12 protein-coding genes are annotated in these 16372 nt (G+C 68.9%); 9 read left to right on the plus strand and 3 right to left on the minus strand.

Going from position 1 to position 16372, the window contains the following annotated elements:
- The first annotated feature begins 103 nt into the window (after positions 1–103).
- The 4 genes from ACWEOW_RS17030 to ACWEOW_RS17045 all read left to right on the plus strand — a co-directional run bounded on the left by ACWEOW_RS17030 (position 104) and on the right by ACWEOW_RS17045 (position 7229).
- Positions 104–1369 carry an ABC transporter substrate-binding protein gene (locus tag ACWEOW_RS17030; protein ID WP_452270407.1) on the plus strand — a complete coding sequence of 422 codons (1266 nt, stop codon included), beginning with the start codon at positions 104–106 and terminating at the stop codon, positions 1367–1369.
- Positions 1370–1477: 108 nt separating this feature from the next.
- A complete protein-coding gene (locus ACWEOW_RS17035; RefSeq protein ID WP_452270408.1) occupies positions 1478–3784 on the plus strand; it encodes a glycoside hydrolase family 31 protein in 2307 nt (768 codons plus the stop codon).
- Entirely contained in the window at positions 3781–6123 is a 2343-nt protein-coding gene (locus tag ACWEOW_RS17040; protein WP_452270409.1) for a TIM-barrel domain-containing protein, read from the plus strand. The genes ACWEOW_RS17035 and ACWEOW_RS17040 overlap by 4 nt, the downstream gene beginning before the upstream one ends.
- Before the next feature lie 74 nt (positions 6124–6197).
- Complete coding sequence (locus tag ACWEOW_RS17045) at positions 6198–7229, plus strand: cation diffusion facilitator family transporter (RefSeq protein ID WP_452270410.1); 1032 nt, start codon at positions 6198–6200, stop codon at positions 7227–7229.
- Positions 7230–7333: 104 nt separating this feature from the next.
- On the opposite strand, the gene rocD is transcribed toward ACWEOW_RS17045, so the two are convergent.
- Entirely contained in the window at positions 7334–8491 is a 1158-nt protein-coding gene (gene rocD, locus ACWEOW_RS17050) for an ornithine--oxo-acid transaminase (protein WP_452270421.1), read from the minus strand.
- A 336-nt stretch (positions 8492–8827) separates the two neighbouring features.
- Here rocD and ACWEOW_RS17055 point away from each other — a divergent pair, with 336 nt between their 5' ends.
- Positions 8828–10207, plus strand: a complete 1380-nt coding sequence (locus tag ACWEOW_RS17055; RefSeq protein ID WP_452270411.1) for a cyclic 2,3-diphosphoglycerate synthase — start codon at positions 8828–8830, stop codon at positions 10205–10207.
- Between the two features lie 83 nt (positions 10208–10290).
- On the opposite strand, the gene ACWEOW_RS17060 is transcribed toward ACWEOW_RS17055, so the two are convergent.
- On the minus strand, positions 10291–10647 hold the full coding sequence (locus ACWEOW_RS17060; RefSeq protein WP_452270412.1) for a VOC family protein: 357 nt from the start codon (positions 10645–10647) through the stop codon (positions 10291–10293).
- 161 nt (positions 10648–10808) lie between these two features.
- Complete coding sequence (locus ACWEOW_RS17065; protein WP_452270413.1) at positions 10809–11831, minus strand: LacI family DNA-binding transcriptional regulator; 1023 nt, start codon at positions 11829–11831, stop codon at positions 10809–10811.
- A 197-nt stretch (positions 11832–12028) separates the two neighbouring features.
- Here ACWEOW_RS17065 and ACWEOW_RS17070 point away from each other — a divergent pair, with 197 nt between their 5' ends.
- From ACWEOW_RS17070 to ACWEOW_RS17085, 4 genes are read left to right on the plus strand one after another with little or no spacing between them, the layout of a single operon-like run.
- On the plus strand, positions 12029–13324 hold the full coding sequence (locus tag ACWEOW_RS17070; protein WP_452270414.1) for an ABC transporter substrate-binding protein: 1296 nt from the start codon (positions 12029–12031) through the stop codon (positions 13322–13324).
- A 1-nt stretch (position 13325) separates the two neighbouring features.
- On the plus strand, positions 13326–14264 hold the full coding sequence (locus ACWEOW_RS17075; protein WP_452270415.1) for a carbohydrate ABC transporter permease: 939 nt from the start codon (positions 13326–13328) through the stop codon (positions 14262–14264).
- A complete protein-coding gene (locus ACWEOW_RS17080) occupies positions 14261–15238 on the plus strand; it encodes a carbohydrate ABC transporter permease (RefSeq protein ID WP_452270416.1) in 978 nt (325 codons plus the stop codon). Before ACWEOW_RS17075 ends, ACWEOW_RS17080 begins: the two co-directional genes overlap by 4 nt.
- Before the next feature lie 3 nt (positions 15239–15241).
- Positions 15242–16258, plus strand: coding sequence for a glycosyl hydrolase family 32 (locus tag ACWEOW_RS17085; protein ID WP_452270417.1), 1017 nt, complete (start codon positions 15242–15244; stop codon positions 16256–16258).
- The last annotated feature ends 114 nt before the right edge of the window (positions 16259–16372 follow it).

The raw sequence follows: 16372 nt of genomic DNA on the forward strand, positions 1-16372 counted from the left end.
CGGCTCTCGCCGCCGGCAACTGAACATCCTTCTGTCACAACGCGATCCATCACCTCCGTCCGAGCGCCACACCCGGTCTCGGCAGGCACCGAAAGGCACACACATGAAGATCACCGCCAGGCGCAGCGTTGCGCCTGTCATCGCCGGCATCGTGCTGGCCCTCGGCGCCTGCGCGCAGGGGTCCGCCACGAAGACCGACAACGCCGCCGCCACCCCGGGTGGCCCCGTCACGATCCGCTACATGAACTTCTCGGCCAACGGTGGTCACGAGAAGGACCTCGACGCGATCAAGGCCGCCTTCGAGAAGGCGAACCCGACGATCAAGGTGCAGATCGAGACGACGCCCTACGACAACTACTTCACCAAGCTGCAGACCGCTGTCGCCGGTGGCACCGCAGGCGATGCCTTCGAGCTCAACTACGAGAACTTCGTGACCTACCAGAAGAGCGGGTCCCTGGCCGAGCTGAGCGGCGTCGACGGCTCCGCCTACAAGAAGTCCCTGCTGGACGCGTTCCAGGCGGATGGGAAGCAGTATGGGCTCCCCGAGTCGTTCAGCAACGTCGTGCTCTTCTACAACAAGGACCTCTTCACCAAGGCGGGCGTCGCGGCACCCACGGCCGACTGGACGTGGAAGCAGGAGCAGGACGCTGCCACGAAGCTGACGAACAAGGGATCCGGGGCCTGGGGCGACTACCAGCCGATCTCCTTCTTCGAGTTCTACAAGACGCTGGCGCAGTCGGGCGGCCAGTTCTTCAACGCCGACAAGACCGCATCGGCGTTCAACTCCGACGCCGGCAAGCAGGCGGCCGCCTTCCTCGTGAGCAAGTCCGGCAAGACGATGCCCACCGAGGCCGACGGCGCCGGCACGCCCGACTTCGACTCCAAGCTCTTCAAGAGCGGCAAGCTCGCGATGTGGCACACCGGGATCTGGATGTTCTCCGGCATGGCTGACGCCCCGTTCGGCTGGGACGTCGTCGTCGAGCCGGGCAACACGGCCAAGGCGTCCGCGATGTTCACCAACGGCGCCGTGGTGTCGTCCTCGAGCAAGAACAAGGAGGCCGCCCAGAAGTGGGTCAGCTACCTCACGAGCTCTGACGTCATGACCGACATCCGGCTCAAGACCAGCTGGGAGCTGCCTCCCATCGCCGACGAGAGCAAGATGAGCAGCTACCTCACCGCGGGCAAGCCGCAGAACCGCCAGGCCGTCTTCGACTCGCTCGACGCGACGGTCCTGCCGCCGGTCATCGAGCGTCAGCAGGAGATGCAGGACGCGGTGACCAAGGAGCTCACCGCCGCCGCGGCCGGCCGCAAGACCGTCGACCAGGCCCTTGCGGACGCGCAGCAGTCCGTCGACGCACTCCTGAAGTAGCAGAAGCCCTGCACGCCGCGTGACCCGTGGGACGGGCCGCTCACTCGACCTCCTGTCGAGTGAGCGCCCGGTCCCACCCGTCGCACAGAGCCCCGAACGAGAGATCCCGTGACCACCAGCAGCCTTGTCAGCCATCGTCCCTACGGCATCGAGCACCCGTATGCCGTGTCGCCCGATCAGCGCGTCCCCGTCCTGCCCGAGATGGGCGGGACGACGACGCTGGGCGTGCAGGCCGGACCCGCTGTCGAGACGATCGTCTGCGAATGGCGTTCCCGTGCAGTCGGTTCCGATGTCTCGATCCTGGACCTGGCGCGGGTGGTGTCCAGCGCGGCCGACGCGGCCGCGCTGGCCGGCGGCGAGGGGCACCTCGCGGAGGCCCAGGCGGCGTCCGTGGGCGGCGACGGCGGCTGGGCGGTCGAGTCGCCCGCGCTCGAGGACCCGGCGGGCTACGCCTACCGGTTCGTCGCGACCGCCGTCGACGGGCGCAGCGAGGCGTCCGAGTGGTTCGAGGTCGCTCCCGTGCGTTGGACCACCGAGCTCCCATCGGGGATGTCCGCGTCGGTGGACGGGCTGAAAGAGCGTGTCGTGGACGGGTCGGTGCGGTGGCTGGTGTCCGCCGACGGCATCCACCGCGCGGGGTTCGCCCTGGCGCTCGCCGAGGGCGACCATGTCGTCGGGTTCGGTGAGCGCTATGACCGGCTGGACCAAGCGGGACGCAGGCTCGACGCAGTGGTCTTCGAGCAGTACAAGTCCCAGGGCGCGCACGGGCGTACGTACCTGCCGATGCCGTTCGCGCACGTCGTCGGCACGGGCGGCGATGGCTGGGGATTCCATGTCCGCACGTCGCGTCGCACCTGGTTCGACTGTGGCGCAGGCGAGTCCGGTCGTCTCGGGGTGGAGGTGGCCCTCGGCGGCACCACGAGCGAGACCGTCGACGTGGGCGTCTACGAAGGGTCGCCGACGCAGGTCCTGTCCGCCTTCCTCGACGAGGCGGGCCGGGCGGAGGAGCTGCCGTCCTGGGTGTTCAGGCTCTGGGCGTCCGGTAACGAGTGGAACACTCAGGCTCTCGTCACGCAGCGGATGGACTCGCACCGCGACCTGGACATCCCGGTCGGTGTCGTCGTCATCGAGGCCTGGAGCGACGAAGAGGGCATCATGCTCTTCCGCGACGCGGCCTACGCGCCCCGACCCGACGGGTCCCCCTTCCGCCTCGACGACTTCGCGTTCTCGGCGGAGGGCGCGTGGCCTGACCCGAAGGCAATGGTGGATGACCTGCACCGGCGTGGCATCAAGGTGGTGCTCTGGCAGATCCCACTCCTCAAGACAGCCCTCTCAGAGGACGGACTTCACGAGCAGGTCCTTCACGAGGGCGAGGCGATGGTCCGCGACGGGCACGCGGTCCGCGAAGCCGACGGGACGGCATACCTCAACCGTGGGTGGTGGTTCCCGAAGTCGCTGATGCCGGACCTGTCGACGCAGCGGTCCCGCGACTGGTGGACGGCCAAGCGCGACTACCTCGTGCGCGACCTCGACATCGACGGCTTCAAGACCGACGGGGGCGAGCACGCGTGGGGGCACGACCTGCGCTACGGCGACGGCAGGCGCGGGGACGAGGGGAACAACCTCTACCCGGTGCACTACGCGCGCGCCTTCGGCGACCTCCTGCGCAAGCACGGCAAGGCGCCGATCACATTCTCTCGCAGCGGATTCACCGGCTCGCAGGCTCATGGCATCTTCTGGGCGGGCGATGAGGACTCCACCTGGGAGGCGTTCCGCAGCTCGGTGACGGCCGGGCTGACGGCGGCGTCGTGCGGCATCGTCTACTGGGGCTGGGACCTCGCCGGGTTCTCCGGACCTGGTCCTGACGCCGAGCTCTACCTGCGGGCCGCCGGGGCGTCCGCCTTCATGCCGATCATGCAGTACCACTCGGAGTTCAACCACCACCAGAAGCCGCTCCGGGACCGCACGCCGTGGCACGTCGCGGAGCTCACGGGCGACGAGCGGGTGGTGCCGGTCTTCCGCGAGCTCGCCCTGCTGCGAGAGCGACTCGTCGAGTACCTGGCCCGATCCGCAGCCGTCACGGTGAGCACCGACCGGCCGCTGATGCGGGCTCTCTACTTCGACCACCCGGGGGAGCCGGCCGTCTGGGACTATCCGCACCAGTGGATGCTCGGGGACGACCTGCTCGTCAGTCCGGTGACCAACCCCGGCGTCACGACCTGGCCGGTGTGGCTGCCACCGGGTGACTGGGTCGACGTCTGGACCGGCGAGGTGCAGGCGGGTGGCCGGGTCGTCCAGCGCGACGTGCCGATCGACGTCGTGCCGGTCTGGTGCCGCGCCGAGTCGTGGACGTCGCTCGCGCCGGTCTTCGAGGCGGCCGGTCGCCCCGCCGGGACTGGCAGGGTGGACGCATGAGGACCGACCACTTCATCCGGTTCGAGCGCGTCGACTCCGTGGAGCGCACCGAGCGTGGCCTGCTGGCCACGCTCCACGGCGAGAGCCTGCGGGTCGAGCCGGTCGCCGACGACGTCGTGCGGATCCAGCTGAGCCGGGGCGGAGCCTTCGACGACCAACCCACGTATGCCGTCTGCGTCGACCCGTTCGAGCGTCCGGTCGAGTGGGTGGCAGAGGAGGCAGAGGCCGGAGAGGCCGCCGCCGCGTGGCGGCTCAGGACGGCGGACCTGGTCGTCACCCTCTGGCTCGACCCGTTCCGGCTCGACGTGCACCGCACGGACGGCTCCGTCGTGCTCGAGTCGGCAGCCGACGACGAGGGGCGCTACTGGACGTACGCGACTCTCAACGATGCCTGGACCACCCGGCGGCGGATCGGCGCCGGTGACGCGATCTACGGGCTCGGTGAGAAGGGCGGCCGACACAACCGGCGCGGGCGCGACTTCACCATGTGGAACGTCGACGTCCTCAACGACCACGCCACGGCGGAGTTTCGCGCGGGCCGCGCGGAAGACGACCCGCGCGCGGACCTGACGAGCGTCGAGTTCGACCCGTACTACGTCAACATTCCCTTCTTCTACCGCCGCGACAGCGAGACCGGCGACGTCGCCGGCTTCTTCACCGACAACGGGTACCGCGGCGAGTACGAGCTCAGCCACGCGCACGAGCACCGCGTGTCGTTCCACGGTGGGCAGTGGACCGAGTACGTCTTCGCAGGCCCGTCGATGCCGACCGTCCTCGAGCGGTACACGTGGCTCACAGGTCGGACGCAGCTGCCCCCGATCTGGGCCCTCGGCTACCACCAGTGCCGGTGGCACGCGTACTCCCAGGACGATGTCGAACGCATCGGCCAGCGCTACCGCGACGACGAGTTCCCCTGCGACGGAATGTGGCTCGACATCGACCACATGGACGGCTATCGGGTGTTCACCTGGGACCCGGCCCGCTTCCCCGACCCCGAGCGCATGCTGAAGTCGCTGTCCGCCAATGGTTTCCGGACCATCTCGATCGTCGACCCCGGCGTCAAGCACGACCCCGGCTACGAGGTCTACGACGACGGCGTCGCTCGCGACGTCTTCTGCCGCACCGAGGGCGGCGACACCTACATCGGCCAGGTCTGGCCGGGCAACACCGCCTTTCCCGACTTCGCCACCGCCGAGGCGAGAGCCTGGTGGGGCGACCTCAACGCCCGCCACGTCGAGTCGGGCCTCGCCGGGATCTGGAACGACATGAACGAGCCTGCGACGGGTGAGATCCCTTGGCACGACATGCTGTTCGATCGGGGGAGGGTGTCGCACGAGCGGCTGCACAACCAGTACGCGCTGCTCATGGCGATGGGCACGATGGAGGGTCTGCGCCAGGCCAAGCCGGAGCTGCGCACCTTCATCCTCTCCCGCGCAGGCTTCGCCGGCATCCAGCGCTATGCCGCCAACTGGATGGGTGACAACCAGGCCCGCTGGGACCACCTCTGGGTCAGCGTCCCGATGGCCTGCGGCTTCGGCCTGTCCGGCCAACCCTTCGTCGGAGCCGACATCGGCGGGTTCCAGGGAGACACCAACCCGGAGCTCTTCGTGCGGTGGATGCAGATGGGGGCCCTGACGCCGTTCTGCCGCAACCACTCCGAGATCGGACGCATCGAGCAGTACCCGTGGTCGTTCGGCGACGAGATGCACGCCCTCGCCCGGGACGCGATCCGGCTGCGCTACCGCCTCATGCCCTACCTCTACACGGCCTTCGTCCGCGCGTCCGAGACCGGCGAGCCTGTCCAACGTCCGCTCGTCTTCGACTACCAGCACGACCCGGCCGTCGTCGATCTCGACGACCAGTACCTCTTCGGCCGCGACCTGCTCGTCGCCCCGGTGACCGAGCCCGGCACCAGGACCCGCGAGGTCTACCTCCCGGAGGGGGACTGGCACGACTGGCACACCGGAGAGGTGCTGTCCGGACGACAGACCGTCACCGTCGACACCCCGCTCGACCGGATCCCGATCTTCGTGCGGGCCGGCGCCGTCATCCCGATGTGGCCCGAGGCGCCGTCGTCCACTGACGGTTATGCCCCCGAGAGCATCGAGCTGCACGCTTTCGCGCCGGCCTCCGATGGCCGGTGGGAGTCGATCCTCGTCGAGGACGACGGCCTCACGTCCAGCCCCGCACCTGCCGGTGCGGCTGCGCCCGGACGGCTGACGACGACGCTCGCGCTCACCCACACCGCGGGCGAGACCGCGGTGGAGCACGAGACGTCCGGGACGGCATACGACGGGCACCGGCGCACGGACTTCACGGTGGTGCTGCACCCGGCCTGACGGCATACGCACCTGGCACGCCTCGCTCCCGACTCTCCTTGTGGGTCCTCCCGCGCGCGGCAAGACTGGCGGGTGTGACGGCTCGAGACGGAGGCGACGGGACCCAGCGTGACGCGGAGCAGCAGCGCGAGCAGCAGGGCGAGCAGCAGCCTGGGAGCGAGAGCCTGCTGACCGTCATCGTCGCTCTGCTGGCGAACGCCCTCATCGCAGTGGCGAAGTCGGTCGTCGCGGTCATCACCGGATCGGCGTCGATGGTCGCCGAGGCCGCACACTCGTGGGCGGACGCGGGCAACGAGGTGTTCCTGCTCATCGCCGAACGGAAGTCGGCCAAGCCGCGAGATGCCACGCACCCGTTCGGCTACGGCCGCGAGGCCTACGTCTGGTCGATGTTCGCCGCGTTCGGCCTGTTCGGTGCCGGTGCCGTCGTGTCCGTGTGGCACGGCATCAGCGCGCTCAGCTCGGGTGAGAGCGAGACCTCGTACGGCTGGGCGTATGCCGTGCTCGGCATCGCCTTCGTGCTCGAGGGCGTGTCCTTCCTCCAGGCGAGCCGTCAGACGCGTGCGGCCGCCCGTCAGCGGGGCATGCACGCGCTCTGGTTCATCGCCAACACGTCCAACCCGACACTCCGGGCGGTGTGGTTCGAGGACTCCGCGGCGCTCGTCGGCCTGGTGTTTGCCGGGACCGGGATCGCCCTGCACGAGGTGACCGGCAACGCCGTCTGGGACGCCGCCGGCTCCATCGCGGTCGGGCTGCTGCTCGGCGTCGTGGCGATCTTCCTCATCCGCCGCAACAGCGACTTCCTCGTCGGGCAGGCGGCGCACCCGGAGGTGTGGCGGCGGGCGTACGACGAGCTGGTCTCGAGCCCGGAGGTGGAGCGTGTGACGTTCCTGCACCTGGAGTTCGTCGGGCCCGGGCGCGTCTTCCTCGTGGCCGCGGTCGACCTGGTGGGCAACGAGGACGAGGCGACGGTCGCGAACCGTCTCGCGGCACTCGGACGGCACTTCGAGGAGTCCGACGTCATCGAGCGGGCGATGATCACCCTGTCGAGCACCGACGCCCCCACGCTCACCCCGGACACCCCGCCGCCGGCGCGCTCGACCCCCTGACGCGATCCCATGATCCGACCCGCTGTGACGAACAGGCCACTCGAGTGGGCAGACCCCATCGAGTGGCCTCCCCGTCACTTCCCCCGCCGCTCCCGTCCCCGGCGTCAGCGCAGGATGGCACGGAAGGCCGCGACGATCTGCTCGATGTCGGCCTGCTGCGCGACGAGCGGCGGGGCGAGGCGGACCGTCGAGCCGTGGGTGTCCTTCATGAGCACACCCTGCTCGAGCATCCGCTCGCACGCCTCCCGCCCGGTCATCAGACCGGGGTCGATGTCCACTCCGGCCCACAGCCCACGACACCGCACCGCGTCGACACCGCGCCCGAGGAGGGAACGGAGGCCGTCGGCGAGGACCTCGCCGAGCAGGCGGGCCCGCTCCTGGTACTCGCCCGTCTCGAGCAGCCCGACCACAGCCTGACCGACGGCCGCGCCCAGCGGGTTGCCTCCGAACGTCGAGCCGTGGCTGCCCGGCGTGAACACACCGAGCACGTCACGGTCACCCACCACGGCGGAGACCGGGACGATCCCGCCGCCGAGCGCCTTGCCGAGGATGTAGAGGTCGGGCACGACTCCGTCGAGGTCGCACGCGAAGGTGGTCCCCGTCCGGCCGAGGCCCGACTGGATCTCGTCGGCGAGCAGGAGCACGTCGCGGCGCCGGGTGAGCTCCCGCACGCCGGCGAGCCACCCGTCCGGGGGGATGATGACACCACCCTCGCCCTGGATCGGCTCGAGCAGGACGGCCACGGTGTCCGGGGTGATCGCGGCCTCGACGGCGGCGAGGTCGCCGTACGGCACGAGGTCGAAGCCGGGCGCGTATGGCCCGTAATGGTCATGGGCCACCGGGTCGTCCGAGAACCCGACGATCGTCGTGGTGCGGCCGTGGAAGTTGCCGGCCATCACGATGATCCGGGCATTCCCGTCGGGGACGCCCTTCACCTCGTACCCCCACTTGCGGGCTGTCTTGATCGCCGTCTCGACCGCCTCGGCGCCGGTGTTCATGGGCAGCACGAGCTCTTTCCCGGCGAGGCGCGCCAGGTCGCGACAGAACGGCCCGAGCCGGTCGCTGTGGAAAGCCCGGCTGGTCAGGGTGAGGCGGTCGAGCTGCTCGCGGGCGGCCGCCACCAGGGCGGGGTGGCGATGCCCGAAGTTGAGGGCGGAGTAGCCGGCAAGCGCATCGATGTACTGGTGGCCGTCGACGTCGGTGACCCAGGCGCCGTCTGCCGAGGCGATGACGACGGGGAGCGGATGGTAGTTCTGTGCCAGCCACTGCTCGGCGAGCGCGAGGTGCTGCTCGGTGCCGGTGGTGCCGGTGGTGCCGGTGTTGCCGGTGTTCCCGGTGACTCCGTTGGCGTCGTTGGCGTCGGTCGCGTGGGTCGCTCCGGTGGCCCGTTCTTCCGGGCGCGCGCGTGCTGCGGTGTCGCTCACACCTCGATGGTGACACGCGTGGAGCGGCACGCCGGGCGTCATGAGAGATCGACGACACAGCCGCCCGGTATGCCGGGTGGCCGCGGCAGAATGTCAGTGGCGGGTCCCGCAGCCAGGACTACCCGCAGCAGGGTGTGTCGGTCCCCGCGGTCGACCTCAGCCGTGGAGTCTGACATGACCACGAACCTGCCGCGCGACACCCGACGCGTCGTCATCCTCGGAGCCGCTGGACGCGACTTCCACGACTTCAACGTCGTGTTCCGCGACGACCCGGCATACGAGGTGCTGGCGTTCACGGCCACGCAGATTCCAGACATCGCGGGGCGCCGGTATCCGCCTGAGCTCTCGGGTCCCCTTTATCCCCAAGGGATTCCGATTCTCGATGAGAGCGAGCTGGTCGACCTGGTGATCCGGGACGAGGTCGATGTCGCGGTCTTCGCGTACTCCGACGTTCCGCACGAGAGGGTCATGAACCTCGGGTCGGCGTGTGTCGCCGCGGGCGCCGACTTCTGGCTGCTCTCGGCCCGGAACACCATGGTGCGCAGCACGAAGCCCGTCGTCGCCGTGACGGCGGTGCGCACCGGCGTAGGCAAGAGCCAGACGACGCGCTACGTCGCCGGTCTGCTGCGCGGGATGGGGCTGCGCGTTGTCGCGGCGCGGCATCCGATGCCGTACGGCGACCTCGGCCGGCAGGCCTGTCAGCGGTTCGCCACCCTTGCGGACCTCGACGCGCACGACTGCACGATCGAGGAGCGCGAGGAGTACGAGCCGCACATCGACGCCGGGGGCGTCGTCTACGCGGGGATCGACTACGAGCGCATCCTGCGCGAGGCGGAGCAGGAGGCCGACGTCATCCTGTGGGACGGCGGCAACAACGACCTGCCGTTCTACGCACCGGACCTGCACGTGGTCCTCGCCGACCCGCTGCGGCCCGGAGACGAGTCGACCTACTTCCCCGGGGAGGCGAACGTCCGCATGGCGGACCTCGTCATCGTCGCCAAGTGCGACTCCGCGAGGGCGGAGGACATCGAGTCCGTGGAGGAGGCGGTCCGTCGGCTCAACCCGTCGGCGGTCCTGCTCCGGGCCGACAGCCCTGTGACGGTTGAGGATCCGGGGGCGCTGAGCGGGCGCAGGGTGATCGCGGTCGAGGACGGCCCGACGCTGACCCACGGTTCGATGTCATACGGCGCCGGAGTGGTCGGCGCCCGCGCGTCCGGTGCCGCCGCCATCGTGGACCCATCCCCGTATGCCGTCGGGTCCCTCGCGCAGACCTACGCGAAGTACCCGAACGCCCGGGGAGTGCTGCCGGCCATGGGCTACGGTGCGGCTCAGGTGAGCGACCTCGAGGCGACGATCCGAGCCGCGGTCGACGCCGGGGAGTGCGAGGCCGTCGTCGCCGGCACACCGATCGACCTCACGCAGGTCCTCTCGGTGCCGGTGCCGGTGGTGCGGGCACGCTACGACCTTCGCGAACAGGTCCCGGGCGGGTTGGAGTCCGCCCTGCAGTTCGCGCTCGGCCGCCGCGAGCCCGTGACCACAGTGCCGGCTTCCTAGTGCCGTCTCCCTAGCGCCTCCCCTCGCCTCGGTGCCGGGGGTGGCACGTCGGGAGGCCGCTCCCTGCCCGGCCTCGTCTCGGATCACTCGACGCAGAGGCAGAACGGGTGGCCGGCCGGGTCGAGGAACACGCGGAACGTCGTCCCCGGCTGGTGCTCGTGCTTGGTCGCGCCCAGCTCGAGCACGGCTGCCTCGCCGGCGTCGAGGTCATCGACGATGACGTCGACGTGCATCTGCTGGGGGTGCTCCTGGCCGGGCCACTGGGGCGGGGCGAAGTCCTGCACCTGCTGGAAGGAGATGCACATGCCGTACTCCGCGCGGATGTCCGCCCAGTCCGGCGTGGACTCGACCTTCCAGTCGAGCATGGTCCCGTAGAACGTGGCGAGGGTGCTGGGGTCGGGGCAGTCGATGACGAAGCTGGGAAAGCGTGCGATAGCCATGGACCGCACCGTACGCGGCGTTGCGGACGATGTACGTCCGGATGGTCGATGTGGTGTCTGCGTTCCGTCGGACATAGCAAGTCGCGGCCGTCGCGGCCATCCGTGGCTCGCGGCGGCGGCGGCGCGGGACGTGATGTGTTCTAAGGGACCGGGCCGTGTCGTCAGGGTCGCGGAGCGATCGAGCCGCGGACCTGGAGCGGCATCTCGACGAGCTGCTCGCCGCCTGGTGCGTCGGTGTCGATGAGGAGCTCCATCGCACGACGCCCCATCTCCTCGTAGGGCAGTCGGGCGGTGGTCAGCCCCGGCCGTAGGTAGGCCGCGATCTCGTCGTCGTCGAACGACGCGATCGACACGTCGTCCGGCACGCGTAGACCCTTCTCCGCCAAGGCCTGCTGGGCACCAAGGGCGACGCGGTCGTTGAGGCAGATCAGCGCGGTCACGGGCGCACCCGACTCGAGCACCTCCATCGTGCCGTCGTAGCCGTTCCACGGCTCCCAGATCTCGAACTCCGCGACCGCCACCGGTGTCGCCCGGGCTTCGTCCAATGCCCGGTGTATGCCGTGGAAGCGCCGTCCGATGGTGACCGAGATCCGTTGGTCAGCAATGGCTTTCGGGGCATGGCCGATAATGGCGATGCCGTCGCGGTGCCCGGCGTCGAGCAGGGACCGCGCCACGCGGTAGCCCGCCTCTTCCTCGGAGGGCAGCACGGCGGCATACGTCCTCGGGATCACGCAGTTGGCGGTGACCATGCGGATCGACCCGGGCAGCTTCGGGATGGTGAACCGGCGGGCAGTGAGTGCGCCGAAGATGAGGCCGTCGACCTGACGGTCGACCATGAAGGCGAGCGCCTTGGCGAGCTGCTTGGGGTGGTTGCCGGTCTCGGCGATGAGAACGCCGTGGTCCTGCTCGTCGGCGACGTCGAGCAGGCCGCGGATCATCGCGGACGCATAGCGGGTGACGGTGACCTCGTCGGAGATGAAGCCATAGGTGCCGGTGCGTCCGAGCCGTAGGGACCGGGCGGCCGGGTTGGGGCGGTAGTCCAGCTCGCGTGCTGCCTCGTGGATCCGCGCGACCGCGTCTGCGGACAGTCGCGAGCCGGGCCGGTTGTTCAGCACGAGGCTGACGGCGGTCTTCGACAGGCCGGCGCGCGCGGCGACGTCGGCGAGCGTCGGTCGCTTGTCCACTGCTACCCCTTCCGGCGCGTCCGCGCCCCCTCGAGCCCGGCCCCGCGTCAGCGTACCGCACGGTAGCCGAGTGGCGCGGACATATCCCCAGGTAAAAAGGTTTTAGCAACCTCTTGCCTGCGGTCCTGGTGACCCGCTACCGTCTCCTGCTGAATGGTTTTAGCATCCCGCTGCGACCAGATCACCCGGAGGAACCAATGAAGCTCACCTCGACCAAGCGCCTCGCCGTCGGCCTGCTCGCGCCAGCCCTCGCCCTGTCCATGGCCGCCTGCACCAAGGGCGGCAGCGGCGGGTCGACCGGCGGCGCCGGCGGCGAGCTGACGATGTGGACCCACAACGCCGGCAACAAGGCCGAGCTGGCCGCGATCACCCAGATCGTCAACGACTACAACGCGAGCCAGAAGAAGTACAAGGTCAAGATCCAGGCCTTCCCGCAGGACTCGTACAACCAGTCCGTCGTGGCGGCCGCGGCCTCGAAGAAGCTGCCCTGCATCCTGGACATCGACGGCCCGAACGTGCCGAACTGGGCGTGGGCCGGATACCTCGCGCCGCTCGAGGGGATGGACGACACCCTTGCCGCCTACCTGCCGAGCACTGTGGGCAAGTTCGAGGGCAAGACGTACTCCTATGGCTACTACGACGTCGCGCTCGTCGTCGTGTCCCGCAAGTCGATCCTCGACAAGTTCGGCATCCGCGTCCCGACGGCCGACAAGCCGTGGACCAAGGACGAGTTCACCAGCGCGCTCGAGAAGATCAAGGCGTCCGGCAGCTACCAGTACCCCCTGGACCTCGCGACCAGCTTCACCGGTGAGTGGTGGCCGTACGCCTACTCGCCTTTCCTGCAGAGCTTCGGCGGCGACCTGATCAACCGCACCGACTACAAGTCTGCCGAGGGAGTCCTCAACGGCGACAAGGCAGTCCAGTGGGCAACGTGGTTCCGCAGCCTCGTGACTGACAAGCTCGTCCCGCTCAAGTCAGGCGCCGACCCGGCCAAGGACTTCATCAACGGCAAGACCGCCATGCTCTACAACGGCACGTGGACCGCCACCGACACGCGCAGCGCCTTCGGCAAGGACACCCTCTTCCTTCCTCCGCCGGACCTCGGAACTGGTCCGAAGATCGGTGGCGCGTCGTGGCAGTGGGGCATGTCGACCAACTGCTCGGACCCCGCCGGGGCCGCCGACTACATGAAGTTCGCCGCCCAGGACAAGTACGTCGCCAGCGTCTCGCGTGACACGAAGAACATCCCGGCCACGAAGGCCGCCGCCGCCACGGTCGACGGCTACGGCCCCGGGCAGCCGAACCAGATCTTCCGCGACTACTCCGAGAAGTTCGCCGTCCTGCGTCCGGTGACGCCCGGATACCCCTTCATCGCAACGGAGTTCACCAAGACGGCGCAGGACATCATCAACGGCGCGGACCCGAAGACCGCTCTCGACCAGGCCGTCAAGGACATCGACGCCAACCAGAAGTCCAACGGCTACTTCCAGTGACATGACGACCATCATTGCTGCCGAGGACACCTCGGCAACGCGGGTGCGAACTCCCGGCACCCCCAGGACCTCCCGCTCGTCGACGACGGTCGCCCTCCTCATGCTGCTGCCGGCGGCCGTGCTGCTCGTGACGTTCCTGATCATCCCGATCGGCCTCACCTTCGGCCTCGCGTTCACGAACGCCCGGCTGATCTCGCCCCGGCCGGCGGAGCTGATCGGCGTCGACAACTTCGTGCGCCTCTTCCAGGACGACACGTTCTGGGCGTCGCTGCGCAACACGATCGTCTTCGCGATCGTCATCGTGCCGGTGCAGTCGGCGTGCGCGCTCGGGCTGGCGGTGCTGGTCAACGTCAAGCTGCGCGGGACGAACTTCTTCCGGACGGTCTACTTCCTGCCCGTCGTCACCTCGATGGTCGTCGTGTCGATGCTCTGGATGTTCATGTACCAGCCGAACGGCCTGATCAACCAGGTGCTGGCCCGATTCGGCATCCAGGGGCCCGACTGGCTCGGTGACCCGCACACGGCGCTCATCGCGATCATCCTCATGTCGGCGTGGCAGGCGATGGGCTTCCACATGGTCATCTGGCTGTCCGGGCTCCAGACCATCCCGGCGGAGCTCTACGAGGCGGCGGAGCTCGACGGCGCGGGGCGGTGGCAGAAGTTCCGCTTCGTGACGTGGCCGGGCCTGCGGCAGACGCGGACGTTCATCCTGATCACCATCACCATCGCCGCGTTCGCGCTCTTCACGCAGGTGAACATCATGACCCAGGGCGGCCCCCTCGACTCGACGTCGACGGTCGTGCTGATGGCCGTGCGCACCGGGTTCCAGCAACAGCAGACGGGCTACGCGTCGGCGATCTCCCTCGTCTTCTTCGTGCTCGTCCTCATCGTGACGCTCGTGCAGCGCTACCTCACTCGAGACAAGGAGGCCACGCGATGACCGCGACCACCACCGGACTCGGCAGCGGCGCCGGACGCGACCCGGGGAGTGCTGTCGACACGCTCGCCCATGTCGCGGAGACCGCCCAACCCGAGGTGCACCGGGCCAACCAGGGCAGGCATCGTCTCCGTCGCGTGCTCGGCATCCTCCTGCGGGTTGCGCTCTGTCTGGTGTTCGGGCTGCCGCTGCTGTTCATGCTCGTGTCGAGCTTCAAGCCGGACCTGCAGATCTTCTCCGACCTGGGCAGCATCGATGCGTTCCTGCCGAGTGGCAACCTGTCCCTCGACAATTACACCGGGGTCTTCGACCGGGTCCCGTTCTCGCAGTTCATGATCAACTCGGTAGTGATCTCTGTCGTGACCGTCGTGCTCGGCATCGTGGTCAACTCGATGGCGGCGTTCGCCCTGGCGCGCATCAAGTTCCGGGGCAGCGGCGCGGTGCTTGGCGTGATCCTCGCGACGCTCATCGTGCCTTTCGAGACGCTCGCGCTGCCGCTGCTCTGGTGGTCGAACAAGCTGCCCTTCGTCGGCCCGGACGGGATCAGCGAAGGTTGGCTCGACACCTACCAGGTCCAGATCATCCCGTTCATCGCGAACGCCTTCTCGATCTTCCTCTTCTACCAGTACTTCGACAGCATCCCGAAGGAGCTGGACGAGGCGGCGAAGGTCGACGGGGCGGGATGGTTCCGGATCTACCGCAGCATCGTCATGCCGCTGTCGGGACCGGCCGTCGCCACGGTCGCGATCCTCACCTTCCTGCCGACGTGGAACCAGTACCTGTGGCCGCTCATGGCGGTGCAGACGGAGGAGCTTCGGCCGGTCATGGTCGGGATCGACTACTTCAAGCAGCTCAACACCTCGTGGGGGCAGATCATGGCGTACGCCTCGATGATCACCGCGCCCGTGCTCGTCCTGTTCATCGCGTTCCAGCGCGCGTTCATCAACTCCATCGCCTCATCCGGCGTGAAAGGCTGACTTGTGTTCTCTCTGCCCGAGGCCTGGGTGTGGGACTTCTGGCTCGTCGACGACGGGACGGACTACCACCTCTTCTTTCTCTACGCCTCGCGGGCGCTGCACGACCCCGACACCCGGCACAACCGGGCGTCGATCGGGCACGCTGTGTCGCCGGATCTCGTCACCTGGGAACGGGTCTCGGATGCGTTGGTGCACTCGGACGCGCCGGCCTTCGACGACCTCGCGACCTGGACCGGGTCGGTGGTGCGGCATCCGGACGGGCGCTGGTTCATGTTCTACACCGGGGCCTCGCTCGATGCGTCCGGGGCCAGCATCCAGTCGGTCGGCTATGCGACGTCGTCCGACCTCATGGTGTGGGACAAGGCGCCCGGCCCGGTGCTGGAAGCCGACCCGCGGTGGTACGAGAAGTACGAGCCGGGCCCCGCGGGTCACTGGCATGACGAGGCGTTCCGGGACCCGTGGGTGTTCGCGGATCCCTCGGGCAACGGGTGGCACATGCTGATCACCGCGCGTTCGAACGTCGGCCCAACGACGGACCCGGACGACTCGGTGGACCGGGCGGTCGTGGGGCACGCGTGGTCGCCCGACCTGGAGCGGTGGGAGCTGCGGCCGCCCCTGTCGTCGCCGGGCACGGGTTTCGGCCAGCTCGAGGTGCTGCAGACCGCGGTCGTCGACGGGCGTAGCGTCCTGGTCTTCAACTGCATGGCCGGCGAGATGACGCCGGCGGCCCGGGCTTCCGGGACGACGGGCGGGGTCTGGGTGACCGAGGTGGCCTCGCCTCTAGGACCCTACGACCTCGCCGGGGTGCAGCTGTTGGCCGACGACCGCTGGTATGTGGGCAAGTTCATCGACGACCGCAAGACAGGGGAGTCGAAGTTCATGGCTTTCGTCAACGTAGTGGAGGGGCGCTTCGTCGGTGCGATCTCGGACCCGGTCGTCGCCACCTGGCAGGGCGACCGGCTCCTCCTCGCGCCGCCGCTCACTGCGGACCTCGAAGGCCTGACCTTGCTGGCTGGCTGAGGACGGGCAGGGCCTGGGTTGAATCGCCCCGGGTCTGGTGGAGGGTCTGATCCCACGAAAGGGTGGAGTCATGCCTGTTCCGAGGAAGTACACGGACGAGCTGCGTGAGCGCTC

The sequence above is a fragment of the Monashia sp. NPDC004114 genome, assembly GCF_053603855.1.

What these genes read in the sequence shown, in the direction of transcription:
- ACWEOW_RS17030 (WP_452270407.1), top strand. Translation starts at nt 104, where the DNA reads ATGAAGATCACCGCCAGGCGCAGCGTTGCGCCTGTCATCGCCGGCATC.
- ACWEOW_RS17040 (WP_452270409.1), top strand. Translation starts at nt 3,781, where the DNA reads ATGAGGACCGACCACTTCATCCGGTTCGAGCGCGTCGACTCCGTGGAG.
- ACWEOW_RS17055 (WP_452270411.1), top strand. Translation starts at nt 8,828, where the DNA reads ATGACCACGAACCTGCCGCGCGACACCCGACGCGTCGTCATCCTCGGA.
- ACWEOW_RS17060 (WP_452270412.1), bottom strand. Translation starts at nt 10,647, where the DNA reads ATGGCTATCGCACGCTTTCCCAGCTTCGTCATCGACTGCCCCGACCCC.
- ACWEOW_RS17070 (WP_452270414.1), top strand. Translation starts at nt 12,029, where the DNA reads ATGAAGCTCACCTCGACCAAGCGCCTCGCCGTCGGCCTGCTCGCGCCA.
- ACWEOW_RS17075 (WP_452270415.1), top strand. Translation starts at nt 13,326, where the DNA reads ATGACGACCATCATTGCTGCCGAGGACACCTCGGCAACGCGGGTGCGA.
- ACWEOW_RS17080 (WP_452270416.1), top strand. Translation starts at nt 14,261, where the DNA reads ATGACCGCGACCACCACCGGACTCGGCAGCGGCGCCGGACGCGACCCG.